The 24,468-nt window shown below is 68.5% G+C and carries 23 protein-coding genes; 10 read left to right on the top strand and 13 right to left on the bottom strand.

The features are described from left to right. Nucleotides 1-37: 37 nt before the first annotated feature. Nucleotides 38-1,321 carry a cytochrome P450 gene (locus QSK35_RS28430; protein ID WP_285750599.1) on the top strand — a complete coding sequence of 428 codons (1,284 nt, stop codon included), beginning with the start codon at nucleotides 38-40 and terminating at the stop codon, nucleotides 1,319-1,321. A gap of 159 nt (nucleotides 1,322-1,480) precedes the next feature. Here the strand turns inward: QSK35_RS28430 and QSK35_RS28425 are convergent, their stop codons facing one another. Then, entirely contained in the window at nucleotides 1,481-2,950 is a 1,470-nt protein-coding gene (locus QSK35_RS28425; RefSeq protein ID WP_285750598.1) for a peptide MFS transporter, read from the bottom strand. Nucleotides 2,951-3,098: 148 nt separating this feature from the next. Here QSK35_RS28425 and QSK35_RS28420 point away from each other — a divergent pair, with 148 nt between their 5' ends. From QSK35_RS28420 to QSK35_RS28410, 3 genes are all read left to right on the top strand, one after another. Next, nucleotides 3,099-3,662, top strand: a complete 564-nt coding sequence (locus tag QSK35_RS28420) for a TIGR03086 family metal-binding protein (protein ID WP_285750597.1) — start codon at nucleotides 3,099-3,101, stop codon at nucleotides 3,660-3,662. Between the two features lie 96 nt (nucleotides 3,663-3,758). Beyond that, nucleotides 3,759-4,439, top strand: coding sequence for a glycoside hydrolase family 75 protein (locus QSK35_RS28415; RefSeq protein WP_285750596.1), 681 nt, complete (start codon nucleotides 3,759-3,761; stop codon nucleotides 4,437-4,439). Between the two features lie 184 nt (nucleotides 4,440-4,623). Continuing rightward, nucleotides 4,624-8,157: an nSTAND1 domain-containing NTPase gene (locus QSK35_RS28410; RefSeq protein WP_285750595.1), complete on the top strand. Its 3,534-nt coding sequence runs from the start codon at nucleotides 4,624-4,626 to the stop codon at nucleotides 8,155-8,157. 131 nt (nucleotides 8,158-8,288) lie between these two features. On the opposite strand, the gene QSK35_RS28405 is transcribed toward QSK35_RS28410, so the two are convergent. The 6 genes from QSK35_RS28405 to QSK35_RS28380 all read right to left on the bottom strand — a co-directional run bounded on the left by QSK35_RS28405 (nucleotide 8,289) and on the right by QSK35_RS28380 (nucleotide 13,477). Further along, entirely contained in the window at nucleotides 8,289-8,759 is a 471-nt protein-coding gene (locus tag QSK35_RS28405; protein ID WP_285750594.1) for a GNAT family N-acetyltransferase, read from the bottom strand. Beyond that, entirely contained in the window at nucleotides 8,756-9,256 is a 501-nt protein-coding gene (locus QSK35_RS28400) for a DUF4262 domain-containing protein (protein WP_285750593.1), read from the bottom strand. The genes QSK35_RS28405 and QSK35_RS28400 overlap by 4 nt, the downstream gene beginning before the upstream one ends. 151 nt (nucleotides 9,257-9,407) lie before the next feature. After that, the gene (locus QSK35_RS28395; protein ID WP_285750592.1) at nucleotides 9,408-10,157 is read right to left on the bottom strand and encodes a YebC/PmpR family DNA-binding transcriptional regulator; all 750 of its coding nucleotides are present in this window, start codon (nucleotides 10,155-10,157) and stop codon (nucleotides 9,408-9,410) included. Beyond that, complete coding sequence (pdxT, locus tag QSK35_RS28390; RefSeq protein ID WP_285750591.1) at nucleotides 10,154-10,789, bottom strand: pyridoxal 5'-phosphate synthase glutaminase subunit PdxT; 636 nt, start codon at nucleotides 10,787-10,789, stop codon at nucleotides 10,154-10,156. The genes QSK35_RS28395 and pdxT overlap by 4 nt, the downstream gene beginning before the upstream one ends. Nucleotides 10,790-10,810: 21 nt before the next feature. After that, a complete protein-coding gene (locus tag QSK35_RS28385; RefSeq protein WP_502881728.1) occupies nucleotides 10,811-12,148 on the bottom strand; it encodes an amino acid permease in 1,338 nt (445 codons plus the stop codon). A 138-nt stretch (nucleotides 12,149-12,286) separates the two neighbouring features. After that, nucleotides 12,287-13,477 carry a trans-sulfuration enzyme family protein gene (locus QSK35_RS28380; protein ID WP_285750589.1) on the bottom strand — a complete coding sequence of 397 codons (1,191 nt, stop codon included), beginning with the start codon at nucleotides 13,475-13,477 and terminating at the stop codon, nucleotides 12,287-12,289. Between QSK35_RS28380 and QSK35_RS28375 the strand changes: the two genes are divergently transcribed. After that, nucleotides 13,448-13,996 carry an Lrp/AsnC family transcriptional regulator gene (locus QSK35_RS28375; RefSeq protein WP_502881725.1) on the top strand — a complete coding sequence of 183 codons (549 nt, stop codon included), beginning with the start codon at nucleotides 13,448-13,450 and terminating at the stop codon, nucleotides 13,994-13,996. The two genes, QSK35_RS28380 and QSK35_RS28375, sit on opposite strands and share 30 nt — an antisense overlap. Nucleotides 13,997-14,001: 5 nt before the next feature. On the opposite strand, the gene QSK35_RS28370 is transcribed toward QSK35_RS28375, so the two are convergent. Together QSK35_RS28370 and QSK35_RS28365 are read right to left on the bottom strand one after the other, a co-directional pair. Then, a complete protein-coding gene (locus tag QSK35_RS28370; protein ID WP_285750588.1) occupies nucleotides 14,002-14,310 on the bottom strand; it encodes an AzlD domain-containing protein in 309 nt (102 codons plus the stop codon). After that, nucleotides 14,301-14,984, bottom strand: a complete 684-nt coding sequence (locus QSK35_RS28365; protein ID WP_285750587.1) for an AzlC family ABC transporter permease — start codon at nucleotides 14,982-14,984, stop codon at nucleotides 14,301-14,303. Before QSK35_RS28365 ends, QSK35_RS28370 begins: the two co-directional genes overlap by 10 nt. 57 nt (nucleotides 14,985-15,041) lie before the next feature. Between QSK35_RS28365 and QSK35_RS28360 the strand changes: the two genes are divergently transcribed. The 4 genes from QSK35_RS28360 (at nucleotide 15,042) to QSK35_RS28345 (ending at nucleotide 17,734) form a co-directional block, all read left to right on the top strand. Then, a complete protein-coding gene (locus tag QSK35_RS28360) occupies nucleotides 15,042-15,596 on the top strand; it encodes a helix-turn-helix domain-containing protein (protein ID WP_285750586.1) in 555 nt (184 codons plus the stop codon). Nucleotides 15,597-15,711: 115 nt separating this feature from the next. Then, complete coding sequence (locus QSK35_RS28355; protein WP_285750585.1) at nucleotides 15,712-15,927, top strand: hypothetical protein; 216 nt, start codon at nucleotides 15,712-15,714, stop codon at nucleotides 15,925-15,927. Continuing rightward, nucleotides 15,924-16,331, top strand: coding sequence for a type II toxin-antitoxin system VapC family toxin (locus QSK35_RS28350; protein ID WP_285750584.1), 408 nt, complete (start codon nucleotides 15,924-15,926; stop codon nucleotides 16,329-16,331). The genes QSK35_RS28355 and QSK35_RS28350 overlap by 4 nt, the downstream gene beginning before the upstream one ends. 50 nt (nucleotides 16,332-16,381) lie before the next feature. Continuing rightward, entirely contained in the window at nucleotides 16,382-17,734 is a 1,353-nt protein-coding gene (locus QSK35_RS28345) for a cytochrome P450 (RefSeq protein ID WP_285750583.1), read from the top strand. Between the two features lie 121 nt (nucleotides 17,735-17,855). Here QSK35_RS28345 and pdxS read toward each other — a convergent pair whose 3' ends face one another. Together pdxS and QSK35_RS28335 are read right to left on the bottom strand one after the other, a co-directional pair. Beyond that, nucleotides 17,856-18,755, bottom strand: a complete 900-nt coding sequence (gene pdxS, locus QSK35_RS28340; RefSeq protein WP_285750582.1) for a pyridoxal 5'-phosphate synthase lyase subunit PdxS — start codon at nucleotides 18,753-18,755, stop codon at nucleotides 17,856-17,858. A gap of 83 nt (nucleotides 18,756-18,838) precedes the next feature. Further along, the gene (locus QSK35_RS28335) at nucleotides 18,839-19,342 is read right to left on the bottom strand and encodes a pyridoxamine 5'-phosphate oxidase family protein (RefSeq protein WP_285750581.1); all 504 of its coding nucleotides are present in this window, start codon (nucleotides 19,340-19,342) and stop codon (nucleotides 18,839-18,841) included. Between the two features lie 72 nt (nucleotides 19,343-19,414). On the opposite strand from QSK35_RS28335, the gene QSK35_RS28330 reads away from it, so the two are divergent. Next, a complete protein-coding gene (locus QSK35_RS28330) occupies nucleotides 19,415-21,466 on the top strand; it encodes an elongation factor G-like protein EF-G2 (protein WP_285750580.1) in 2,052 nt (683 codons plus the stop codon). 1 nt (nucleotide 21,467) lies between these two features. Here QSK35_RS28330 and QSK35_RS28325 read toward each other — a convergent pair whose 3' ends face one another. Together QSK35_RS28325 and QSK35_RS28320 are read right to left on the bottom strand one after the other, a co-directional pair. Beyond that, on the bottom strand, nucleotides 21,468-22,223 hold the full coding sequence (locus tag QSK35_RS28325) for a maleylpyruvate isomerase mycothiol-dependent enzyme family protein (RefSeq protein WP_285750579.1): 756 nt from the start codon (nucleotides 22,221-22,223) through the stop codon (nucleotides 21,468-21,470). Next, nucleotides 22,189-24,426 carry a tetratricopeptide repeat protein gene (locus QSK35_RS28320; RefSeq protein WP_285750578.1) on the bottom strand — a complete coding sequence of 746 codons (2,238 nt, stop codon included), beginning with the start codon at nucleotides 24,424-24,426 and terminating at the stop codon, nucleotides 22,189-22,191. Before QSK35_RS28320 ends, QSK35_RS28325 begins: the two co-directional genes overlap by 35 nt. Between the last annotated feature and the right edge of the window lie 42 nt (nucleotides 24,427-24,468).

Genomic DNA, 24,468 nt, shown 5'->3' with positions numbered 1-24,468 from the left:
CTTGAGGATTCTTCGCGTCGCGCGCAATGTGTGAGGCATGCCGTCGACGCTGAAGAACGCAGCGCTGCTTCTGTTGGGTCGAGTCGTCCTCCGCGCGTACGCCCTGTCCGGCGACAACTACGCGAAGGTTTTCGCGCTCTCGCCGAACACGGATCCCTTTCCGCTGTACGAGAAGGTGCGCGCCAAGGGCGACATGGTGTGGAGCCGCCTCGGCGGTTTCGTGACCACCAGGCGCGAGATCTGCGACTCGGTGTTGCGCGACCACCGGTTCGGCGTGCTGCCGCCCAGCGACTTCACGCCGCTGGACACCAGGATGTACCGGCCCGACGGCCAACGGCTGGTGAACCCGGTCGAGGAGTCGTTCCTGCTGCTCAACCCGCCGGACCACACGCGGCTGCGCAAGCTGGTGCAGCCGTTCTTCACGCCGCGGGCGCTCAAGGAGCGCGCGCCGTTGATCGAGAAGATCGTCGAGGACTACCTCGACCCGCTGCCCGAGAGCTTCGACGTCATCGGTGACTTCGCCGTGCGCGTACCGATCCAGGTCATCGTCGACCTGCTCGGCGTGCCGGACGCGGACCAGGACGTGCTGGCGCGCTGGGGTTCGAAGATCGTGGCGACGCTCGACGGCATCCGGACCCTGAAGGAGATGCGCGAGCTGCACGAGGCGCTCGGCGAGTTCGAGGCGTTCCTCGACGACCTCATCGCCGACCGCCGGCGCAATCCCGGGACCGACGTCGTCAGCCACCTCGTCCAGAACGAGGGACTCTCGCGCGAGGACTTGGTCGCCACCACGGAGATGCTGCTCGTCGCCGGGTTCGAGACGACGGTCAACCTGATCGGCAACGGTGTCATGGCGGTGATGGCGAACCCCGAGACGCGCGAGCCGTTGATCGAGGACCCGAAGTACGCGGAGCTGTTCGTCGAGGAGGTGCTGCGGCTCGACCCGCCGGTGCAGTACACGGTCCGGTTCCCCAACCAGGTCGTCGAGGTCGGCGGGAAGACCGTGAAACCGGGCCAGGCGGTGGTGTTGCTGCTGGCGGCGGCGAACCGCGATCCGAACGTCTTCGAGAACCCGCTGAAGTTCGACCCGTTGCGCGCCAACGTGCGAGAGCACCTCGCGTTCTCGGCGGGCATCCACTACTGCATCGGCGCGGGGCTGGCGCGGATGGAGGCGGCGGCCGCGTTGCACGGGCTGTTCCGCCGGTTCCCCGACCTTCGCGTGGCGGGTCCGATGAAGCGCCGTCCGTCTCGGTTGATCCGCGGCGCAATCCGTCTTCCGGTTACGGGTACGGCGGCCGGTCGGTCACTGGCGGTGAATTAACCCTGACACTGGGCAAAAATCCGATGTTTAGCCGCGTGAGTTCACCCACCCGGACCTACGTTCGGACACCAATGACACGTCTGCGTAGTGCATCCTGGTAGGTGAGTGGGAGACCCGCCGCACCGCCGCCGCGACGGGCCTCCTGCTCGCCTTAGCCGGTCACTCGACTCCGGACATCAACTTCCGGATCGGAGCCGCCCCCGCCGCGAGCGCGATGCCGAGCACCACCGCCGCGCCGCCGAGCGTGAAGAAGTACGCCGACGGGCTCACCGTGTAGAACTTCACGAGCTGCGCGGCGATACCGGAACCCGCGGCGCTCGACAGGAACCACATGCCCATCGTCTGCGACGCGAACGCGCGCGGCGCGAGCTTCGTCGTGACGGACAGGCCGACCGGCGACAGCAGCAGCTCGCCACACGTCATGACGAGGAACATCACGACCAGCCACAACGGACTGACCTTGCCGTCCGCGGCGGCGTTGGACGCGAAGTACATCAGCACGAACGACAGGCCGATGAGCACGAGCGCGTAGGCGAACTTGCGCGGCGTGACCGGCTGCCGCTCACCGAGCTTGACCCACAGCAGCGCGAACACCGGCGCCAGCACGATGATCATGATCGGGTTGACCGACTGGAACCACGCCGCGGGGAACTCGAGGCCGAAGATGTGGTTGTCCACCTTGGTGTCCGCGAACTCCGCGATCACCGACGAGCTCTGCTCGAAGATCAGCCAGAACATCGTGGCCGCGATGAACAGCGGGATGTAGGCGATGACGCGCGGGCGTTCCTCGGCCGTGGTCTTCCGGCTGCGGATCATGATCGTGAAGTAGATGACCGGCAGCAGCACGGACAGACCCGAGATCACGTAGATGACACCCTCGCCGCCACCGGCGACGTAGCCGATCGCGAGCGCGGCGACGAGGATCGCGGTGAACGCGACGGCCTTGGCGAGCACGCCGGCCTTCTCGTGCTCCGGCAACGGGTTCGGCGGCACGGCGGCGGAACCGCGGAGGTTCTTGCGGCCCACGTTGTACTGGATGAGGCCGAGCGCCATGCCGATCGCGGCGGCGCTGAAGCCGACGTGGTAGTTGTACTCCTTCGACAGCCAGCCGCAGATCAGGGGCGCGGCGAAACCGCCGATGTTGATGCCCATGTAGAAGATCGTGAAGCCGGCGTCACGGCGACGGTCGTGCTCGTCGTACAGCCCACCGACGACGGTGGAGATGTTCGGCTTGAGCAGGCCGGTGCCGAGCACCAGGAAGAACATGCCGAGGTACGCACCCGTGACGCCGATCGGCAGCGCCAGCGCGATGTGACCGCACATGATCAGGATGCCGCCGTAGAACACGGCGCGCTGACCACCGAACACGCGGTCGGCCAGCCAGCCGCCCGCGACGCCGGACATGTAGACCGAGGAACCGTAGATCGCGACCACGGACAGGGCGAACGCCTTGTCGATGCCGAGGCCGCCCTCGGTCACGGTCGTGTACAGGTAGAAGGCGAGGATCGCCTTCATGCCGTAGAAGGAGAAACGCTCCCACAGCTCGGTGAAGAAGAGCGTGGAGAGGCCTCGGGGATGCCCGAAGAAGCCCTTGTCCGGGGCGGAGATGCTGGCGCTCGTGGCGCTCACGGCGATCTTCCTCTCGTGTCAACGATGTCACGGCGGATCGGGGAACCTTACGCGGTACGCCCGTACGGTTTGTAATTGAGACACGCGTTGAGTGGCCCATGACACAGCAACGGGTGCGGAGTTGAGCAGCTTTTGATGAACTCTTCAGATGGACTTGATGGAGGCGCACGGACTGGCGATGACGGAGTTCGACCGCAGGGTGCGTGCGATCGGGCCGGACCAGTGGTCGCTCGGCACCCCGTGCCGGGAGTGGTCGGTGCGCGACCTCGTCGGCCATCTCGTGTACGAGCAGCTGTGGGCGCCCGAACTGCTCGCCGGCTGCACGCCCGCGCAGGTCGGCGACCGCTTCGACCACGACAACCTGGGCACCGATCCCCTGCTGGCGTGGGTGCTCGCCGCGTCGGCCGCCCGTGAGGCGTGGCTGGAACCGGGCGCGCTGGACAAACCGGTGCAGGTCAGCTTCGGCGAGATCACCGCCGAGGACTACGCGTGGCAGATGACGGTCGACCTCGCCGTGCACGCGTGGGACCTGGCCCGTTCGATCGGCGCGGACGAACACATCGACCCGGAGCTGGCCGAGGCCGTGCTCGGGTACGTCACCGAGCACATCTCCGAGTGGGAGGGCTCGGGCATGTTCGAGCCGCCGATGCCCGTGGACCCCGACGCGGACGCCCAAACGAGACTGATCGGACTACTCGGGCGAAAGCCCTAGACCTCTGTCCAACTCTTGACCGATGTAACTTTCGTTGCGCATAGTGAGCATTCCGCCGCCCTCTGTCAGGAAACTTCCCTGTCGAAAGAGGTGGCAATGCGCAAGCTCGCATCAGGGCTCTTCGCACTGGCCGTGCTCCTTGGAGCAGCCCTGGTTTCCACCAACGCGCAAGCCGCGCCGGTTTCCGTGCAGGCCGGGCCGTCCGCGTCCCAGCTGCTCGCCAAGCTGACGAGCTGCAAGCAGATCTCGTCGGGCAAGTACAAGAGCGACGGCGAGACCGCCGCCAACATCCCGGTCTGCGACAAGACCGGCGCCGTTTGGTACAAGGCCGACATGGACATCGACTGCGATGGCCAGCCGACCGCGAAGTGCAGCAAGTCCACCGACCCGTGGTTCCAGCCCGACACCGCGTTCCACGACTCCAAGGGCAAGCCGCTCGTCGCCGACAAGCTGCCGTACGTCGTCGTGCCCAGCCCGAGCGGCAACTGGGACTACCGCAAGTGGGGCATCCAGGGCGGTGGCGTCGTCGCGATCATCTACAACAACAAGGTCGACTACGTCGTCATCGGCGACACCGGTCCGGCCAACATCATCGGTGAGGCGTCCTACGCCTCCGCGGTGAACCTGGGCATCAACCCCAACCCGAAGAACGGCGGCACCGACGGGCCCGTTTGGTACATCTACTTCAAGGGCTCGAAGACCACGCCGATCGAGGACCACAACAAGACGGTCCAGCAGGGCGAGGCGCTCGCCCAGAAGTTCATCAACGAGAACTGATCTCTTCTGTGGGAAGTGCCCCGCCTCTCTCCCCCAAGCGAGGCGGGGCACTTCGTCCCCCGACATGCGCCGCTGGAGGTCCCCCGTCCCTGGCGGCGCACTGCTATGTCTAGCCTGATCACGTTGTCAGGTGTCGGCCGCCGCGAGCCTTACAACAGATGCTGAACATTGGCTTGGGGGAAACGTGCCTAGGCGCGAGCGACCGCTTGACGACGTTGACACGCCACTGACCAGGTTCGCGGCCGATCTACGACTTCTGCGGGACAAGGCCGGCGGTCCCGGTTACCGGGAACTGGGCCGGCGCGCGCACTACTCGGCGGCCACGTTGTCCGACGCGGCCGGCGGCAGGAAGCTGCCGACCCTCGCGGTCACCCTGGCCTACGTGGCCGCCTGCGGCGGTGACGTCGCGGAGTGGGAGGCGCGCTGGCGCGACCTGGCGCTCGAACTCACCCCTCCGGCACCGCCCGACCTGGCCGATGCGCCCTATCTGGGCCTGGCGGCGTTCCAGGCGGAACACGCCGACCGGTTCTTCGGCCGGGAGAGCCTGGTCGCCGAACTTCGGGCGAAGCTCGACCGGCACCGCTTCGTCGCCGTGTTCGGCGCGTCCGGCGCGGGCAAGTCGTCGTTGCTGCGCGCCGGTCTGCTGCCCACGGTCGACGGCCTCCTGATGACGCCGGGCCCGCAGCCGATGCGCGAACTCGCCGTGCACGTCGCCCGGCACACGGGGCTGTCCGTAGTGCAGGTGCTCGCCGACCTGGAGGCGGATCCGGCGAACCTCAGGTTGCTGCTGCGCGACGTCGTGCTCGTGGTCGACCAGTTCGAGGAGGTCTTCACGCTCGGCGGCGACCCGGCGCCGTTCATCACGGCGCTGCTGTCGGTCGACCGCGCCCGCGTGGTGATCGGTGTGCGCACGGACTTCTACACGCACTGCAGCGGCCACCTCGGCCTCGTCGAGGCGATGCGCGACGCGCAGGTGACCGTCGGCCCGATGACCGTGGACGAGCTGCGCCAGGCGATCACCAAACCCGCCACCGCCGCCGGCCTCAACGTGGACAGCGCCCTGCTCGCGCACCTGGTCGCCGAGGCGAACGGCCGCGCGGGCGTGCTGCCGTTGCTGTCGCACGCGCTGCTGGAGACGTGGCGCCGGCGCCGCGGGACGACGTTGACGCTCAACGGGTTCGAGGCGGCGGGCGGCATCGACGGCGCGCTGACCCGCACCGCGGAGATGCTCTATGCGACGTGCGCGGATCCCGACGGGGTGCGCAGGCTGTTCCTCCGTCTCACCGCGCCCGGTGAGGGCACCGAGGACACCAAGCGCCGCATCGACCGGAGCGAGCTCGACGACGACGTGCCCGCAGCGCTGGTCGACGCCCGTCTGCTCACGGTGGACGGCTCGTCGGTGGAGATCACGCACGAGTCGCTGATCCGGTCGTGGCCGCGGCTGCGCGACTGGCTCGCGGAGGACCGGCAGGCGCTGCGGGTGCACCGGCAGCTCACCGACGCCACCGCCGAGTGGGAGGCGCACGACCGCGACCCCGGCGCGTTGTACCGCGGCGCTCGCCTGGCCGTGGCGCGGGAGCTCGACCGCGCGTCGCTGTCGCAGCGTGAGGCCGCGTTCCTCGACGCGAGCCTCAACGCCGAGGTGGTCGAGCTCAAGGTCGCGAAACGGCAGACGCGCCGCACCCGGCTGTTCGCGGCGGCTCTCGCGGTGCTGCTGGTGGCCGCCTCGGTCGTCGCGGTGGTCGCCGTGCGGCAGCAACGGGAGTCGGAGTCGCGGGCGCTCGCGGCCCGTGCCCAGCAGAACGCCACCACCGACGTGGCCGGTGCCCTCAAGGACAGCATCAACGCGTTCAGTGCCGCCCCGACCGCCGAGGCGCGCAGCGCGTTGATCCGCAACGCCGGCCGGCCCGCCAGCCAGGGCACCTTCCCGGCGACCACGGGCACGAACCCGATGGCGTTCGCCGCGGACGGCTCGTTGCTGGCCGTGAGCCGCCGTCGCGAGATCGATCTCTGGGACGTGCCGCACCGCCGCAAGCTCAAGACCTATCCGCTCGACGGCGAGAAGGGCGCGATCTCGCTCGCCTTCAGCCCGGACAAGCGTTATCTGGCCATCGGGTTGTTCACCGGCGTGATCGTGTGGGACGTGGTGTCCGACCGCACGATCTTCAAGCCCGACAACAGGTTCCCCGGCGTGACGCGCCTCGCCTTCACCTCGGACTCCCGGCACGTGCTCGGCGTCGGCCGCCGGTTTTCCGCGATCACCGAAGAGTCGACCGTGCTGCGGTGGGACCTCGAGCACCCGGAACCGGCCCGCGTGCTGGACGAGATCACGGATGCGACCGACCTGGCGGTCGCGGGCGATACCGTCGTGGTCTCCACGACTCGCGGACTCTCCGCGTGGGATCTCGGCACGAACCGGAAGCTCGGCGAGCTGGCGGGATCCGTGACCTCTCTCGCGGTGAGCCCGGACGGCAGCGCGGTGGCGTTCGCCGACGAGACGGCGAAGGTGATGCTGGCGGACCTCAGGACGTTGACCAAGACGAACGAGTTCCCCACCCGTGAGCGGCACCTGAGCGGTCTCGCGTTCGCCGACGGGGGCAAGCTCCTCGCGTACGCGAGCTCCGACGAGATCAGGTTCATCGACGTGCACCGGTGGCGCTACGCGGGCGTGCTGAGCGCGCCGAACACGGAGAGCACGTCCAGCCTCACCGCCGGCAGCGACGGCACGATCGCCGCGATGGGCTTCGACAAGATCTCCCTGTGGCGGTTGAACAACGCGCCGCTCGACGGCAAGGACAACCCGATCGACGCGCTGGCGTTCACGACCAACGGCGTCTCCGCGACCAGTAAACAGTCCCGGGACGCACCCGACACCTCGGTGCTGACCTGGTCGCTCGACGCGCCGCTGTCCCCGGCGCGCACCAGCCACCGCGACCGCGTGCTGGGTTTCGACCCGACGGGGACGAACATCGTGGTGCTCGTCGAACCGTTGCGCGTCGAGATCAGGGACGCGCGGACCGGAACCGTCCGCACATCGCTCGAGGGCAAGGGATCCGCGACCAGCGACAGCTACGCGTTCAGTCGCGACGGCCGTTTCTTCGCGCTCCGCGCGAAAACCGCCGTGAACACGTGGGAGATCGCGACCGGCAAACCCGTCGGGACCGTTCCCGTCGCCGACGAGGTGGCGTTCGTGTTCGGCCCCGGTGACGGCCGGCTCACGCTGCTCGGCCGGAACGGGGAGCTCGCGACCTGGGACATCGCCGCGGGCAAGCGTGTCGGCGGCTGGCAGACCGGTGTCGCCGAGGCCAATGAGCTCTTTTTCAGCGGCAGCGTGCTCGCGGCCACCCGGCGCGACGGCAACGTGGTGTTCTGGGATCCGGGCGAGCTGCGAGAGCTCGGCACAGTGCCGGCGCACAGCGGCGAGATCCTGGCCGCGGCCATCAGCCCGGATGGCGCACTGCTGGCCACCGCGGGCATCGACGGCAAGGTGAACCTGTGGGACACGCGGACGCGTGAACTGTGGGCGACGCTGCCGTCCACCGGCTACATCGGCACCCGGATCGCGTGGCGTCAGGACGGCACCGAGCTGGCGGTCGCCGACGACAACGGCATCACGGTCTGGCCCATCTCGCCGCAACTGGCCGTGCGCACGGCGTGCTCGCGCTTGGACAACGACTTCAGCAATGACCCGCGGCCGATGCCTTCGGCATGCTCGTGACACGCGACGCCCCTGGCACCGGGTGTGCCAGGGGCGACGGGTGCCGGACGGATCAGCCGAGGGTGATCGACATCCGCACCGGAAAGTGGCCGTGGGTGGACCGGTCTCGACTGTGCCAGCCGCCCGTGACCTCAGCCTGAACGCGAGATGACCTTCTTCTCCATGAACACGATGGGCACGTTCATCTCGTCGACACCCGTCTTGGTCTGCACGAACCCGGCGTTGCCGTACATCCTGATGTTGCCGAAGCTGCGCGTCCCGATGATCAGCCAGAGCGTGTCGACGTTGTCCGGGCGGCCCTCGGTCAACGCGTTGAGCAACGCCTTCCCGATGCCCTGTCCCTGCATGTCCGGCGCGACCGACAGCCGGGCGATCTGCATGCGCGTACCCTCCACCCGGCCGCGGATGGAGCCGACGAGACGGGGGCCGAGCCACGCGCCGAACGCCAGCTCCAGGGAGGCCTTGATCTGGTCGAGGGTTTCGGCCAGCGGCGGCAGGTCCAGGACGTCGTGCGCCTGCGCCTCCGTGAGGTACGCGGCGCGCTGCACGGTCATGATCTCACCGGCGTGTTCGGGGCCGACCGGTCCGATATGGACGGTCATGGGCCGTTCACGCCCGGCGTCCAGCTCTCCGGGATACCGCTCTCCGTCAGGATCATCTGCCACTCGTGGAACCCCTGCGGCGCCTCGGGCTGCCACGGCCAGTGCCCCTGGGGCGTCGGCACGATGATCTGCGTCGCGGCGAAGTCTCCGTGGTCGTACAGCAGGAAGGCGCTGCCGAAGAACTCCGGGTAGAAGCCGCGGTACACGCGTTCGAACGTCACCGGCACGCCCTGGAAGAAGTCCCAGTAGAGCTGGCCGGGGCGGAAGCGCTCTCCCCCGCGGGCCCGGTCGACGTACGCGCGGATCAGCGTGACGGCCATGTCCTTGTCGAGCCCGATGACCACGGCCTCCGGTGCGCCGAACCGCCGCCACGCGCCGACACTGAACGCGTAACCGGCGCCGTCGCCGTCGGGTGGGACGGTGACGGTGGCGTGGCCGAACCGCTCGGACTGCTCCAACAGCCAGGCTCGGAGTCTTTGATCTTCGGGGCTCAACACGAAGCCCACCCTACGCAAGGGTGGGCTTCGTGTTACGGGGGTCCGGGGGCGGAGCCCGCCGGGCGGGGTCTGGGGGTTGCACCCCCAGAAAACACGGCGGAGGGATGAGGGCGAGCGCTCTCCGCGAGCACACCTCGCCCAATCCCGAGCCTCACCCGACCTCGGCCATGACCTCGTCGGACACGTCGAAGTTGGCGAAGACGTTCTGCACGTCGTCGCAGTCCTCCAGCGCGTCGATCAGCTTGAAGATCTTCCGCGCCCCCTCGGCCTCGAGCTGCACGGTGACCGACGGCAGGAAGGACGACTCGGCCGACTCGTAGTCGTAGCCCGCGTCCTGCAGCGCCTTGCGCACCGGGATCAGGTCGCTCGCCTCGGACACCACCTCGAACGACTCGCCGAGGTCGTTGACCTCCTCGGCGCCGGCGTCCAGGACGGCCATCAGCACGTCGTCCTCGGACAGCTCCGCCTTCGGCAGGATGACGACACCCTTGCGCGAGAACATGTACGCGACCGAGCCGGGATCGGCCATCGAGCCGCCGTTGCGCGTCATCGCGGTGCGGACCTCGGACGCGGCGCGGTTGCGGTTGTCCGTGAGGCACTCGATCAGCACGGCGACGCCGTTGGGGCCGTAGCCCTCGTACATGATCGTCTGCCAGTCGGCGCCACCGGCCTCTTCACCTGCGCCGCGCTTGCGCGCGCGCTCGATGTTGTCCAGCGGCACCGAGTTCTTGCGCGCCTTCTGGATCGCGTCGTAGAGCGTCGGGTTGCCGTCCGGGTCACCGCCACCGGTACGGGCCGCCACCTCGATGTTCTTGATCAGCCGCGCGAAGAGCTTGCCCCGCTTGGCGTCGATCGCGGCCTTCTTGTGCTTGGTGGTCGCCCACTTGGAGTGGCCGCTCATTTCTCCTCCGAACCAGTCAAACCACGAACCATGTCCACGAACAGGCGGTGCACGCGCTCGTCACCCGTCAGCTCCGGGTGGAACGCGGTCGCCAGCACGTTCCCCTGCCGAACGGCGACGATCCTACCGGCGGCCTCGCCCGCTTCAGGGGTAACGGGAACCGTAGCGAGTACCTCGACGCCCGCGCCCGCCGACTCCACCCAGGGTGCCCGGATGAACACCGCGTGCACGGGACCCACGCCGGTGATCTCCAGCTCGGTCTCGAACGAGTCGATCTGCCTGCCGAACGCGTTACGCCGCACCACGACGTCCAAGCCGCCGAGTTGGTGCTGGTCAGGGCGTCCGTCGAGGACCTTGTCCGCGAGCATGATCATGCCCGCGCACGATCCGTACGCGGGCATTCCGGCCTTGATGCGGGCCTTGAGGGGCTCCAGCAGCTCGAACGTCTCCAGGAGCCGGCTGATGGTGGTCGACTCGCCGCCGGGGATCACGATGCCGTCGAGTTCGTCCAGTTCCTCGGGGCGGCGCACGGGCCGCGCCACGACGTCGCAGGACGCGAGGGACACGAGGTGCTCACGCACGTCGCCCTGCAGGGCGAGCACGCCGACGACCGGCTGGGCAGCGACAACCATGCCGCCCAGCCTAATCGGCGGTCAGTCGCCGACAGTAACCAGCTCCTGGTCACGCGGGGCGCGCGCCTTGATGAAGCGCCAACCGACGGCCAGGACGGCGACGACGACCGGGATCGACCAGAACGCGATCTTCTCGGCTTCGGCCGCGAAGGCCATCTGCACGACCACGAGCACGAGGAACCCGAGCGTCAGCCAGTTCGTGTACGGGGCGCCGGGCATCCGGTACGACGGCCGCTGCACCTCGCCGCGCAACGCCTTGTCGCGCAGCTTCATCTGACAGATGATCAACGTCGCCCAGGTCGCGACCACGCCGAGCGAGGCGATCGCGATGGCGATGTCGAACGCCTCCTTCGGCACCAGGTAGTTCATCACCACGCCGACGACGTAGGCGCCCGCGGTGAAGAGGATGCCGCCGTAGGGCACGTGGCCCGAGTTCATCTTGCCGGTGAACGAGGGCGCCTCGCCCTTCTGCGCCAGCGACCGCAGGATGCGGCCCGTGGAGTAGAGGCCCGAGTTGCACGACGACAGCGCCGCGGTGAGCACGACGGCGTTCATGATGTCGCCGACCGCCGGGATGCCCAGCGCGGAGAAGACCGTCACGAAAGGACTCTCGGTGCCCGTGAAGTGGTTCCACGGCAACAACATCGTGAGCAGCAGCACCGAGCCGACGTAGAACACGGCGATGCGGTAGACGACGCCGTTGATCGCGCGCGGCAGGATCTTGTCCGGGTTCTTCGTCTCCCCCGCCGCGATGCCGACGAGCTCGATGCCGGCGTAGGCGAACACGACCGCCTGCAGCGTCATCAGCGCGACGCCGAAGCCCGCCGGGAACAACCCGCCGTGGCTCACGACGTTCGACACGCTCGCCGTGGTGCCACCGATGTCGGCGGCGGCGATGACCAGGCCGATACCGGTGACGAGGAAGACGACGATTGCCGTCACCTTGATGACGGAGAACCAGAACTCCAGCTCACCGAAGAGCTTGACCGACACCAGGTTGATCGCGACGAGGAACACCAGCGCGACCAGCGCGGTGATCCACTGCGGCAGGTCCGGGAACCAGCGGTGCATGTAGATCGCGACGGCCGTGATCTCGGCGATGCCCGTCATCGCCCAGTTCAGCCAGTACATCCAGCCGGACGCGTAGCCCGCCCACGGTCCGATGAACTCACGGGCGTACTCCACGAAGCTGCCCGAGACGGGCCGGTACAGCACCAGCTCGCCCAGTGCGCGCATCACGAAGAACGCGGCCAGGCCGCAGACCGCGTAGGACAGGATCAGTGAAGGTCCCGCGGTGGCGAGGCGCCCGCCCGCACCGAGGAACAATCCGACACCGATCGCGCCACCGATGGCGATCATCTGAACCTGACGCTTTGACAGGGCTTTCGTGTATCCGTCTGCGTCGGTTTCGACAGAACTCACGAGGGGTTCCTTCCCGAATGAACAATTCGCATCGCATCGGAACCTCCCGCGCCCCGATGCGCCGATTCGGGCACTCTAGTGAGCAGCGGTCATCGCCCAGTAATCGCTTGGGGAAGCCTTAACGTAAGCAGCGTCACACAATGCCCGGTTCAGATCGTGCCAAATGTCGTCAAAGTGTTCCAGCCCAATAGAGACGCGAAGAAGATTCGCGGGAACACCACTCGCTTCTCGCGCCTGACCTGGTACGAGCCGATGCGTCAGTGCGGCCGGGTGCTCGATCAGCGTGTCGACGGATCCGAGGCTGACGGCGGGCGTGATCAGCTTCAGCCGGCGCACGACGTCGAACGGGTCGGCGCGTGTCGCGAACGCGATCATCGCGCCGGATCCGCGCAGCTGCAGACCGTCGGGCTTCGGGTACCGGACGAACTCGACGGCGTCGTGGTTGCCCAAGCGTTCCACCAGCAGTTTCGCCGTCCGCTGCGCGGCTTCGACGCGCAGCGGGAGGGTGGCGAGGCCGCGGTGCAGCAGGTAACCGCCGAGCGGGTGCAGCACGGCGCCGGTGAGGATCCGGACCTGCCGCAACGGTCCCGCAAGCGATTCCGCGCACGCCACGACGCCGCCCAGCACGTCGCCGTGCCCGCCGAGGTACTTGGTGCCCGAATGCAACACGTAGGTCGCGCCGAACGCGGCCGGGTTCTGCAGGATCGGCGTCGCGAAGGTGTTGTCAACCATGACCGGGACGTCCCCGGCCTGGGCGACGACATGCGCGATGTCGATCAGGTCCAGGTTCGGGTTGGCCGGGGTCTCGATCACCACGAGACCCGTGTCGGGCCTGATCTCCCGAGCTACTTCGTCCTGGGTCGTGTACGTCGTCGTGACGCCCAAAAGCCCTGATGAGAGCAGGTGATCCGTGCCGCCGTACAGCGGACGGACGGCAACGACGTGCGGCTTGCCGCGCATCACGCACGAGGCCTGCAGAACCGCCGTCACGGCCGCCATGCCACTGCCGAACGCGACGGCCGCGTCGGTGGCCTCGAGCTGCGCGAGCGCCTGCTCGAACCGCGCGACGGTCGGGTTGTGCAGCCGCGCGTAGACCGGCGACTTCGCGTGCGCCGCGCCCTCGGCCCAGTCCTGCAGCGCCTCGCCCGCCTTGAGCTGGTCGGCCATCGGGTAGGTGGTCGAGAGGTCGATCGGCGGCGCGTGCACGCCGAGGTCGGTGAGGTCGTCACGTCCGCCGTGGACAGCCATGGTCTCGATGCGCGTCATGCGGCGAATGGTGGACATTTCGTCGGCGTTGCGGTCATCCTTCCGCATCTTCTTCGACTGGACGAGGTGATCGCCGTGCTCGATTCGATCGATGCCGCCATCGTGCGGGAACTGCAGAAGGATGCTCGACTGCACAACAAGGACCTGGCCGAACTGGTCAACGTCGCACCCTCGACGTGCATCGTCCGGCACCGGTCGCTGCGCGAGCGCGGCGTGATCACCGGCTACCACGCCGCGGTCGATCTGGCGGCCGTCGGCAGTCCCGTACAGGCCATGATCGCGATCCGAATCCGTCCCCATACCCGTGACATCGTCGAACCGTTCATGCGCTATGTGCTGAGCCTGCCGGAAACGCTAGCGCTTTCTCACGTAACGGGTCCGGAGGACTTCCTCGTCCACGTCGCGGTAGCGGACGTCGGCCATTTGCAACGACTGGTGCTCGATCGCTTCACCAATCGCCGCGAAGTCGCAGAGGTGCACACGAACCTGCTCTTTTCGCACATTCGCAAGCACGGGTGATATGTCTAATTCACCCCGAATAGTCGCAGTCCTGCAGTCGTTGCCGCCGCAATCACCACGACCACGATGAACGGCGCCTTCCGCCACGCCGCGAGCCCGCCGACGGCCACCCCGATCGGCAACGCCCACCCGGCGAAGTGCCGGTTGCTGGTCAGGGCCGCGGTGGCCACCAGAGCGACCAGCAGCACGGTCGCCGCCGCCGACATGACCTCCTTGACCCGGTCCGGCAACGTGATCCGGTCCCGCAGCAGCGGCCCGGCGAACCGGAACGCGAACGTCCCGGCCGCGATCACCAGCAAGACGCTCATGGGCATGGCTGCACCTCCTTGGTCCTGAAGACCACGAGCCCCGCGAGCGCGAGCAACACCGGCAGGCCGGGCGGCAGGTAGGGCGTGGCGACGAGCGCGATCGCAGCGCCGCCGATGGCCGCCTGACGCGTCTTGCGGTCCTTGAGCGCCGGCAACGTCAGCGCGAGCAGGGCGGCCGGGAACGCCGCGTCGAGCCCGAACGCCATCGGGTCGCCGATCGCCTGCCCGACGAGCGCCCCGGCCGTGACACCGACGTTCCAGCTGACGAACAGGCTGACGCCACAAGCCCAGTAGGCCGCCTTGGCCTTCCGCGGGTCGCTCTGGTTCATCGCGAACGCGACCGACTCGTCGATCATGAGGTGACTGCCCACCACGCGGCTGATCCAGCTCTTGCCCAGCACGTCGCCGACGGCCAGCCCGAACGGCAGGTGCCGAGCGTTGAGCACGAGCCCGCCGACGATCGCCGCGACGGGACTCCCGCCGGCGGCCATGATGCCGACGATCATGAACTGCGCCCCGCCCGCGAAGATCAGCACGGACATGACCACCGGCATCCACCACGGCAGCCCGGAGGCCACCGAGATCGCGCCGAACGAGGCACCGTTGACAGCAGCGCCCAGCGCCACCGCGGTCACATCACGCAGCAGCACCGAGTCCAGGGTTCGCCATATCGAACGCATCGTCTTCTATGCTGAACACTAGGTTTGCCGTTCGTCAAGCCGAACGATTGGACTGTTGTGTCGAACACTGCACCCCTCGACGTCATCGCGGCGTCCCTGCGCCGCGAACGCGACCGCGCCGGCCTCTCACTGTCCGAACTGGCCAAGCGCGCCGGGATCGCCAAGTCCACGCTGTCGCAGCTCGAGTCCGGCAGCGGCAACCCGTCCGTCGAGACGCTGTGGTCCCTCGGCGTCGCTCTGGGGGTGCCGTTCTCGCGTCTCGTGGACCCGCCCGTGCCGCGCGTGCACCTGATCCGCGCCGGCGAGGGGCCCGTCGTGCACTCCGAACGTGCGCACTACGCGGCTTCGCTGCTGGCCTCGTGCCCGCCTGGGGCGCGGCGGGACATCTACTGGCTGGCGCTGGAGCCCGGAGCCGCGCGGGAGTCCGAGCCGCACATGCCGGGGACCGTCGAGCACATCATCGTGTGCACCGGGCGGGTGCGGGCCGGGCTGATGGACTCGCCGGTGGATCTCGGGCCCGGTGACTACCTGCTCTATCCCGGGGACCTGCCGCACATCTGCCTGGCGCTGGAGGCGGGGTCGACGGCCACCCTGGTCATGGAGCACATCTGACCACCGAGCAACCGATCGAGTGATCAAGCCACGCTTTCGCACGGCCGATCTAGAACATGTGATCGAACACGAAAGGAGCGTGGCTTTGTCAGTACCACCGGATAGGCTTGATCCCATGTCCGAAAACGCCAGGCAGGAGCACGTCGGCGACACCGTGCGCCCGCGGGCGCTGACGTTGACGGCGTACGTGGAGCGTGCCGAGCGGGAGCTCGCCAAGGGGCCGACCATGGCCGACTGGCTGGGCGAGATCCAGCAGCTCGACTGGGGCACGGTGACCGCAAACGACCTCATCGCCGAGATCCGCGAGTGGCGGGACCGACACGAGGTATGAGCAACCGCATCGTGGTTGACGCCTCGGTGATGGTCACCCTGTTCGTCAATCAGCCCGCTGAACAACCGGATCTTTTCAAACGCGTCGTCGGCGCCTCAGCCTGCGCACCGCACGTCATCGACCTGGAGATTCTCCACGCCATGCGCAGGCAAGAGCGCGTCGGCAGCCTCCCGGCGGACGCGGCGCAGCTGACCGTGGACAACCTGGCCGCCATGCCGGTCGTGCGCGTCCCGCACCTACCACTCGTCGCACGAATCTGGGAACTACGCAAGAGCATCACGGCGTATGACGCGGCCTACGTCGCGCTGGCCGAAGAGCTGGACGTTCCCCTCGTCACCTGTGACGCCAAGCTCGCGGGCTCGAACGGTCACCGCGCGAAGATCGAGACGTATCCCGTCTCGTAAGGCGGCACACGGCTTGGCCGCATGGAACAAACGGCGGTATACAGCCAGTCATGGCACTTCCACCCACCGTGTCCGGCGCCAAACCACTCCTCGGCCACACCGTCGAGTTCCTGCGCAACCCCGACGCCCTGGTCGAAAGAGGCCTCCGCGAACACGGCACGATCTTCAGCGTCAAGCTGCCCGGCCGGCCGGGTGTGGTGCTGCTGGGCCCGGACCACGCGAGCTTCCTGTTCAAGGAGACGGACAAGCGACTGTCCATCAAGGACGCCTATCCGTTCTTCCTGCACATGTTCGGCCGCGCGTACTTCCTTGCGGAGCAAGACGAATACCGCAGGCAAAGAGACATCCTCCTCCCCCAGTTCTCGGGTAAGCACATCGCCGGCCACATCGACCTTATGGACCGCAAGGCGAACGAGTTCATCGACAACCTGCCGGACCAGGGCGAGTTCGACCTCGTCGAAGCCTTCGGCCCGCTGATCATCGACATCACGGCGAGCTCGTTCCTGGGCGAGGACGTCGCGGCCAAGTTCGACGGCTTCTTCGCGACGTTCAAGCGGTTCTCCGAGGGGATGGACCCGATCCTGCCCGGCTGGTTCCCGGCGCCGCACCTGATCCGCAGCCACCGCGCACGGGACCTGCTCCGGAAAAAGAGCAAGCAGCTCATCGAGGACCGGCGCCGCAACCCGTTGCCAGAACCGGACTTCCTGCAGACCCTCTCGACCGCGATCTACGCCGACACGAAGGAACCGGTGCCGGACGAAGTCCTCGTCGCGATGGTGCTGATGCTCGTGTGGGTGGGCCACGAGACGACGGTCAGCCACCTGAGCTGGGCCGTGATCGACCTGCTGCGCAACCCGCACGAGCGAACCAAGATCGAGAACGAGGAGACGCTCGACGCGAAGACGTTGCACCGCATGGAGAACCTCGACCGCGCGCTGCACGAGACGGAACGCCTGCACCCGGTCACGAACGGCGTGGTGCGCAAGGCGGTCGAGGACATCGAGTACGACGGGCACACGATCCCGAAGGGCGCGATCGTCGTGCTGCACCCTGGGAAGTCGCATCGGCTCGACGAGGTCTTCCCGGACCCGCACGAGTACAACCCGGACCGCTTCATCGGCCAGAAGAAGCCTGCCCTGTACGGGTTCGGCGGCGGCTTCCACCGGTGCCTCGGCGAGAACTTCGCCTACACGGAGATGAAGGTGATCGTCACCAGGCTCTTCCAGCGCCTGGACCTGGAGCTGATCGACACGGATCCGCAGCCCGCGAAGGGGCAGGCCAACAACTGGCCGCAGAGTCCGTGCCGCGTGCGGTATCGGAAGCTAGAAGGACACCAAGACAGCGGCGAAAAAGGCACCGACGGCCGCTGCGGCGAGCATCAGGCGAGCTCGATACATAGTTGAAGCTCCAATCACCCGGCGACCGACAGAGTGTGCGGGCTGACCGGAGCACGACCCAGGGCCTTTCGGCCCCAATAAAGAGGACCCCCAGGGCCTCAAGCCCTGGGGGTCCGCTCCAAACGACTTACCAGCCGCGCTCGGCCAGGCGGTGCGGCTCGGGGATGTCGTCGACGTTGATGCCGACCATGGCCTCACCGAGGCCGCGCGAGACCTTGGCGATGACGTCCGGGTCGTCGTAGAACGTCGTGGCCTTCACGATGGCCTCGGCGCGCTGCGCCGGGTTGCCGGACTTGAAGATGCCGGAACCGACGAACACGCCCTCGGCGCCGAGCTGCATCATCATCGCGGCGTCGGCCGGGGTCGCGATGCCACCCGCGGTGAACAGGACGACGGGGAGCTTGCCCGCCTCCGCGACCTCCTTGACGAGCTCGTACGGCGCCTGCAGCTCCTTGGCCGCGACGTACAGCTCGTCGGGCGCCATGTTCTGCAGGCGGCGGATCTCGCCACGGATCTTGCGCATGTGGGTGGTGGCGTTCGAGACGTCACCGGTGCCGGCCTCGCCCTTGGAGCGGATCATCGCGGCGCCCTCGGTGATGCGGCGCAGCGCCTCGCCCAGGTTCGTGGCACCGCAGACGAAAGGCACGGTGAACTGCCACTTGTCGATGTGGTTCGCGTAGTCGGCCGGGGTCAGCACCTCGGACTCGTCGATGTAGTCGACACCGAGCGCGGCGAGCACCTGCGCCTCGACGAAGTGGCCGATGCGGGCCTTCGCCATGACGGGGATCGAGACGGCGTTGATGATGCCGTCGATCAGGTCGGGGTCGCTCATGCGGGCGACGCCGCCCTGGGCGCGAATGTCGGCGGGGACGCGCTCGAGGGCCATGACGGCCACGGCACCGGCGTCTTCGGCGATCTTCGCCTGAGTGGCGTCGACCACGTCCATGATCACGCCACCCTTGAGCATCTCGGCCATGCCGCGCTTGACGCGCGCGGTGCCAGTCACCTGATCAGAGGGAGTGCTCAACGGGCAACCTTTCCAAGTAGGGAACGAACGCCTCGATGGTACGTCCCACGTGGCCACTTGAAGGTGGCCACTGCGGCACGTAATCACCAGTCCACTTGGTCTCCCGTGCCTGGTGGTGACGGGTGCCACTTTGTCGGCGAGCCCAACCCGGACTCCCAGCCGAACACCGCGGTGGGCACGACCAGGAACGCCGCACCGGACGTTCCGTCGTCGTCGACCACCCCGTCCCCATCAGCGCGGAACGACCACGAATATTTGGCGTTGTAGGCCTGGAGGCACGCTTCAGGCGCGCTCGACCGAGCCCGCCCCTCGACGACAACGACCTCATCGGCGTCCGGCAGATGCACGCTGATCAGGGGGTTCACCAGCAGGTTCCGGCGCGCCGAAGATCCGGTCGAGAACCAGAACCCGAACGTCCCCCAAACGCCCCAAACCGGCCGGGTGTGCGGCCGCCCGGACGCCGAAACCGACGCGATCCAGTAGTCGCGCGCGGCGATCAGGCGACTACGAGCCCACTCCCATGGCAGCAGCCGACCGGGTGGCGCTGCCGCTCCGTACAACCTTGGCGTTGCTGCTACCGGGTCCACGGACTTGTCCTCCCCGCTCAACGGGTGTGAGATCGAACACTACGAGTTGACGGCCGGGAGGAGCGTTAGCAAATGGGCAGCAAACATTCCGACAACGGCACTTCGGCAGGCGCGGTCGCTGTGGACGACCCGGCCAAGGTCCGCAATGTCGTGCTCGTCGGTCCTTCCGGCTCGGGCAAGACGACGCTCACCGAGGCCCTGCTCGCCGCCACCGGCGTGCTGACCCGCGCGGGCACGGTCACCGAGGGCAACACGGTCTGCGACCACGACCCCGCCGCGGTGAAGCAGCAACGATCGGTCGGACTGGCGGTGGCGCCGATCCAGCACGGTGACATCAAGATCAACCTCATCGACACCCCCGGCTACGCGGACTTCGTGGGCGAGCTCCGGGCCGGCCTGCGCGCCGCCGACGCCGCGTTGTTCGTGGTCAACGCGTTCGAAGGCGTCGACGCCGCCACGGTCACGCTGTGGGAGGAGTGCGCGAGCGTCGGCATGCCGCGCGCCGTCGTGATCACGCGGACGGACCATCACCGCGCGGACGTGATGTCCGAGATCGCCGCGTGCCAGGAGGCGTTCGGCGCCGGTGTCGTGCCGCTCTACCTGCCCAAAGGCGATGGGCTGGTGGGCCTGCTGACGTCCGAGGAGTTCCCGGAGGAACGCGCCGCGCTCATCGAGGGCATCATCGCCGAGAGCGAGGACGAGTCCCTCATGGACCGCTACCTCGGCGGCGAGGAGATCGACCAGCAGACGCTGATCACGGACCTGGAGACCGCCGTCGCACGCGGCTCCTTCCACCCGGTGGTCCCCGTGTGCGCCGCGACCGGCATGGGCCTGACCGAACTGCTCGACGGCATCGCGCGCGCCTTCCCGTCCCCGCTCGAACACCCACTGCCGGAGATCACCGGCATCGACGGCATCCCGCGCCCCAGGCTCGCCGCCGATCCCGACGGTCCACTCGTCGCCGAGGTCGTCCGCACCGCTGTGGACTCCTACGTCGGCCGCGTGTCGCTCGTCCGGGTCTTCTCCGGCACGCTGAAGCCGGAACGCCCGGTGCACATCTCGGGTCACGGCATGGCCGACCGCGGCCACGAGGACCACGACGTGGACGAACGCGTGGCGCACATCTACTCGCCGCTGGGCGCGAACCTGCGCGAGGTGCCGTACTGCGTGGCGGGCGACGTGTGCGCGTTGACGAAGCTCACCTCGGCCGAGACAGGCGACACCGTGTCGCAACCGGACCAGCCGCTGCTGATGGCGCCGTGGGACATGCCCGAGCCGCTGCTGCCGATCGCGGTCGTGCCGCGCACCCGGTCCGACGAGGACAACCTGGCGCGCAACCTCAACCGCCTGGTCGCGAGCGACCCGACGTTGCGCCTGGACCGCAACCCCGAGACGCACCAGATGGTGTTGTGGTGCATGGGCGAAGCGCACGCCGCCGTGGTGCTGGACCGCCTGCGCGCGGGCGGCGCCGAGGTCGACACCGAACCGGTGCGCGTGGCGTTGCGCGAAACGTTCGCCACGCAGTCGAAGGGCCACGGGCGGCACGTGAAGCAGTCCGGCGGCCACGGCCAGTACGCGGTGTGCGACATCATCGTCGAGCCGCTGCCGCGCGGATCCGGCTTCCAGTTCGTCGACAAGATCGTCGGCGGCGCGATCCCCAACAACTTCATCCCCTCGGTGGAGAAGGGGGTGCGGGCCCAGCTGGAGCGCGGGCTGCACGACGGAATCCCGATCGTCGACGTGCGGGTGACGCTGGTCGACGGCAAGGCCCACTCGGTCGACTCGTCCGACGCCGCCTTCCAGACGGCTGGGTCGCTGGCGCTGAAGGAGGCCGCCGCCAACGGGCGGACCACGTTGCTCGAGCCGATGGACGAGGTGGCGATCCGGCTGCCCGACGAACACCTCGGCACCGTGCTCGGTGACCTGTCCGGCCGGCGGGGGCGCGTTCTCGGTACCGAGGCCGACGAGGGTGGACGCACCCTCATTCGCGCCGAGGTGCCCAGTTCGGAACTGCTGCGCTACGCGATCGAGCTCCGGTCCCTCACGTCCGGCACCGGGACCTTCACCCGCCAGTTCTGCCGCTACGACCCGCTGCCGGAAGCGTTGGCAGCGAAGGCCAAATAGCTCAGACGCGCGCGAACAGCCCGCTGAAGGGGGCCGCGAGCCACGGCTTGCGGCCCCACATCACCATGCCACCGGTCAACGCGAACCGTGCTCGACTCATCAGCCCGACGGCGTTGAGCAGGAACCCCACGGGATCGACGGACAGGTGAAGATCGGCACGGGCCGGCTTCCCGCGTGAGACGGTCACCTCGTCGCGCACGACGACAGTCCAGTCGTCGCCACCGCGCTCGTGCACGTGATACGTGCCGCGCGCCTTCGGAGCCATTCGCGGATCGGCCACCAGAACGGCCGCGGGCATGACGGCCCGCAGGCTCGCCACGGCCTGCTGCCTCGTGATGGTCCACGGCCTGCCGAGCGCACGCGCCAGGTCCGTGCCGTGCAACAGCAGTTCGCTGAGCATGCTCGCCGTGACCGCGTATTCGTCGAGCCGCGCGGTGTAGTACCAGACCGGCCGGTCGCCGTCGATGAACGCGGCGAGCAGCTTTCCGACCTCGGCCTCGAGCAGGGTGGCGAGCTCAGCGGGATCGCGCGTGCCGGCGAGCTCCCTTTGGTTCTCCTCCGCGAGCGACGCCGGGAACGGGTGCGGCTCGTCGGCCATCGCGAGGTACCGGCCGGGCAGGCTGACCAGGTGCGCGCCCGTCTCGGCGGCGGTCCACGTCACCCGCGCCAGTGGGGTGTCGGGCGGCAACGCCCGCAGCGACGCACCCACGCGCGAGGCGGTCTCAGTGATCTCCTGGCGCAGCCGCACCCAGTCCACGGGAGGACTCTAACGAGTCCAGCACCGCCAACGCCTCCGCGCGCCCTCGCAGGTACCCGGCCAGCTCGGACGCCTCCAGTGCCTGGCGGTGGAACGACACGGCAGCGGCGGGCCGGCCCCGGCCGAGGTGCGCGGCGCCGATGACGTTCAGCGCGTCGCAGCGCGTCGCGGTGTTGCCGCTGTCCGAGGCGATCGACACGGCCGAGGTCGCCTGCTCGATGGCCTGCTCGTAGTGGCGGTTGGCGCACGCGACCGTCGCCAGTCCGACGAGCGCGATCGCCTTGCGGGAGCCGAACTCCAGGTCGGTGGCGAGGTCCAGCTGCCGCTGGAAGTGCGACGCGGCCCGGGAAGTGTCGCCCAGAGCGACGCAGACTCGGCCCAGAATGCCAAGCGCGCCAACGACTCCGGCGGTGTAGCCGGTCTCCTCCGCCAGCTCCAGTGCGACCGAGGCGTGTTGTTGCGCCTGCGCGAACGCGCCGAGGTCGGCACGGACGTCGGCGAGGAAGATCAGCACGCTGGACTCGCCGCGGCGTTCGCCGAACCTGCGGCGAAGCCGCAGCGACTCGGTCAGGTAGCCGCACGCGTCATCGGCGAGACCGAGAACATGGGCCACCGCGCCCAGCGCGAGCAGCGCCACGGCACGTTCACGCGGCTTGCGCAGGTCCCGGTACAACCGCACCGCGTCGGAGAGGTGCCCCGCGGCGGCTTCGAGTTTGCCGATGCCCCAATGCGCCAGTCCCGCAGCGAGATGCATGGCGGCGCGGTCGCGAACACAAGCGGCGCTGCTCAGGGCCGCCAGGGCGACAGGAGTCCAGTCGATGCCGTGCGGGCGCACCTGTTGCACCGCACGCAAGGCGTTGGCCAGCCAGAGACCGGGCGCGGCCGACGCGGTCGCGACGATGTTCACGCGTTCGGCCGCCAGCCACGCCGACGCCTGCTGGTCGGTGTCGAACGAAGGCGCCGCGACGACCGGCATCTCGACGAGCGTCAGCATCTCCGGGAAGATCCGCCGCGCCGCCATGAACGCGCCGGTGGCGTAGTACGCGGCGAGCCTGCGCGACGCCGCCCCGCCGTCGCCACCACGTTCCTGCGCGAACAGGCGCAGCTTGTCGTGCAGCCCGAACCGGCCGGGCACGCGGCGGTCGACGAGGTTCACCGCGACGAGATGGGTGAGCAGCCGTTCGGTCTCCGTCAGGGGTTTGCCGATCAACGCGGCCAGCGCATCGACGGTGAAGTCCACACCGGGGCTCTGGCCGGCCAGCCGGAAGAGCTCCTGCGCGTCCGCGGGCAGGTCGCGGTAGGCCAGCTCGACGTGGGTCGCCCGGCCGCCGCGCAGCGCACCCACATAGCGAGCCAACGCCGGCCCGTCCGAGCCGGCCAGCTGTCCGGCGGCGATGCGCAGTGCCAACGGCTCGTGTCCGCACAACGCGGCGAGCTCGTCCAGGGAAGACACCGGAGCGTTCACGGAAGACAGCAACTGCCGCGACTCGGCGGGCCGCAGCGGTCCCAGGCGCACCCGCAGCGCACCCCTGGATTCCAGCTCCTGCAACGGATCGCGGCTGGTCACGACCGTGACGCACGCCGGCGACGAAGGCAGCAGTGGCAGAACCTGCGCCGCGTCACAAGCGTCGTCGAGCAGCAGGACCGCGGGCCGGGCCGACACGAGGTGCTGGTACGTCGCGCGCAGCACCTCGACCCCGCCGCTCAACCCCGGCGCGAACGACTCGAGCAGCTCCGCCAGCGCCTGGCGCACGGACAGCGGATCGGTACCGGAGCCGCGCAGGTCGACGGTCACCGCGTCGCGCACGATCTGCCGCGCCAGCGCCGTCTTCCCGATGCCACCGGCACCCCAGATGACGACGATCTTGGGAGTATCACTCGGTTTCAGGTAGGCACCGAGCACCTGCTGGTACTCGATCCGGCCGACGAACCGCGACTTCTTGAGCCGGACGGACTCGCGCCACGCCGAAGTCGCCAGATCGAGCACGCGCCGTGCCTCGGCCGGATCAGCCGCCACCTCGCCGAGGAACGCGCAGAAGCCGGGATTGTCGTCGGGCGCGCGGGGCAGGTGCTCGCCGGTGCGCCAGGTCTGCAAGGTCGAGTAGCCGATGCCATGTCGCCGCGCCACCGAGGTGATCTTCTTGACCGACCACGGGGATCGCCCGAGCAGCTCGTCGAACTCACGCGCGAAGCGGTGTTTCACTCCAGGTCCCCAACTCCAGCTCAGCTCCAACTTACTGGCTCG

Source organism: Lentzea sp. NBRC 105346 (assembly GCF_030269605.1).
In the GTDB taxonomy this organism is placed as follows: domain Bacteria; phylum Actinomycetota; class Actinomycetes; order Mycobacteriales; family Pseudonocardiaceae; genus Lentzea.
The sequence above is the reverse complement of the archived record's forward strand: the minus strand, read 5'-3'. Positions and strand labels throughout refer to the sequence as shown.

Coding starts and splice junctions, on each gene's coding strand:
- QSK35_RS28430 (WP_285750599.1), top strand. CDS start 38: ATGCCGTCGACGCTGAAGAACGCAGCGCTGCTTCTGTTGGGTCGAGTC.
- QSK35_RS28420 (WP_285750597.1), top strand. CDS start 3,099: ATGGACTTGATGGAGGCGCACGGACTGGCGATGACGGAGTTCGACCGC.
- QSK35_RS28415 (WP_285750596.1), top strand. CDS start 3,759: ATGCGCAAGCTCGCATCAGGGCTCTTCGCACTGGCCGTGCTCCTTGGA.
- QSK35_RS28405 (WP_285750594.1), bottom strand. CDS start 8,759: ATGACCGTCCATATCGGACCGGTCGGCCCCGAACACGCCGGTGAGATC.
- QSK35_RS28395 (WP_285750592.1), bottom strand. CDS start 10,157: ATGAGCGGCCACTCCAAGTGGGCGACCACCAAGCACAAGAAGGCCGCG.
- pdxT (WP_285750591.1), bottom strand. CDS start 10,789: ATGGTTGTCGCTGCCCAGCCGGTCGTCGGCGTGCTCGCCCTGCAGGGC.
- QSK35_RS28385 (WP_502881728.1), bottom strand. CDS start 12,148: ATGATCGCCATCGGTGGCGCGATCGGTGTCGGATTGTTCCTCGGTGCG.
- QSK35_RS28380 (WP_285750589.1), bottom strand. CDS start 13,477: ATGACGCGCATCGAGACCATGGCTGTCCACGGCGGACGTGACGACCTC.
- QSK35_RS28370 (WP_285750588.1), bottom strand. CDS start 14,310: ATGCCCATGAGCGTCTTGCTGGTGATCGCGGCCGGGACGTTCGCGTTC.
- QSK35_RS28365 (WP_285750587.1), bottom strand. CDS start 14,984: ATGCGTTCGATATGGCGAACCCTGGACTCGGTGCTGCTGCGTGATGTG.
- QSK35_RS28355 (WP_285750585.1), top strand. CDS start 15,712: ATGTCCGAAAACGCCAGGCAGGAGCACGTCGGCGACACCGTGCGCCCG.
- QSK35_RS28350 (WP_285750584.1), top strand. CDS start 15,924: ATGAGCAACCGCATCGTGGTTGACGCCTCGGTGATGGTCACCCTGTTC.
- QSK35_RS28345 (WP_285750583.1), top strand. CDS start 16,382: ATGGCACTTCCACCCACCGTGTCCGGCGCCAAACCACTCCTCGGCCAC.
- QSK35_RS28330 (WP_285750580.1), top strand. CDS start 19,415: ATGGGCAGCAAACATTCCGACAACGGCACTTCGGCAGGCGCGGTCGCT.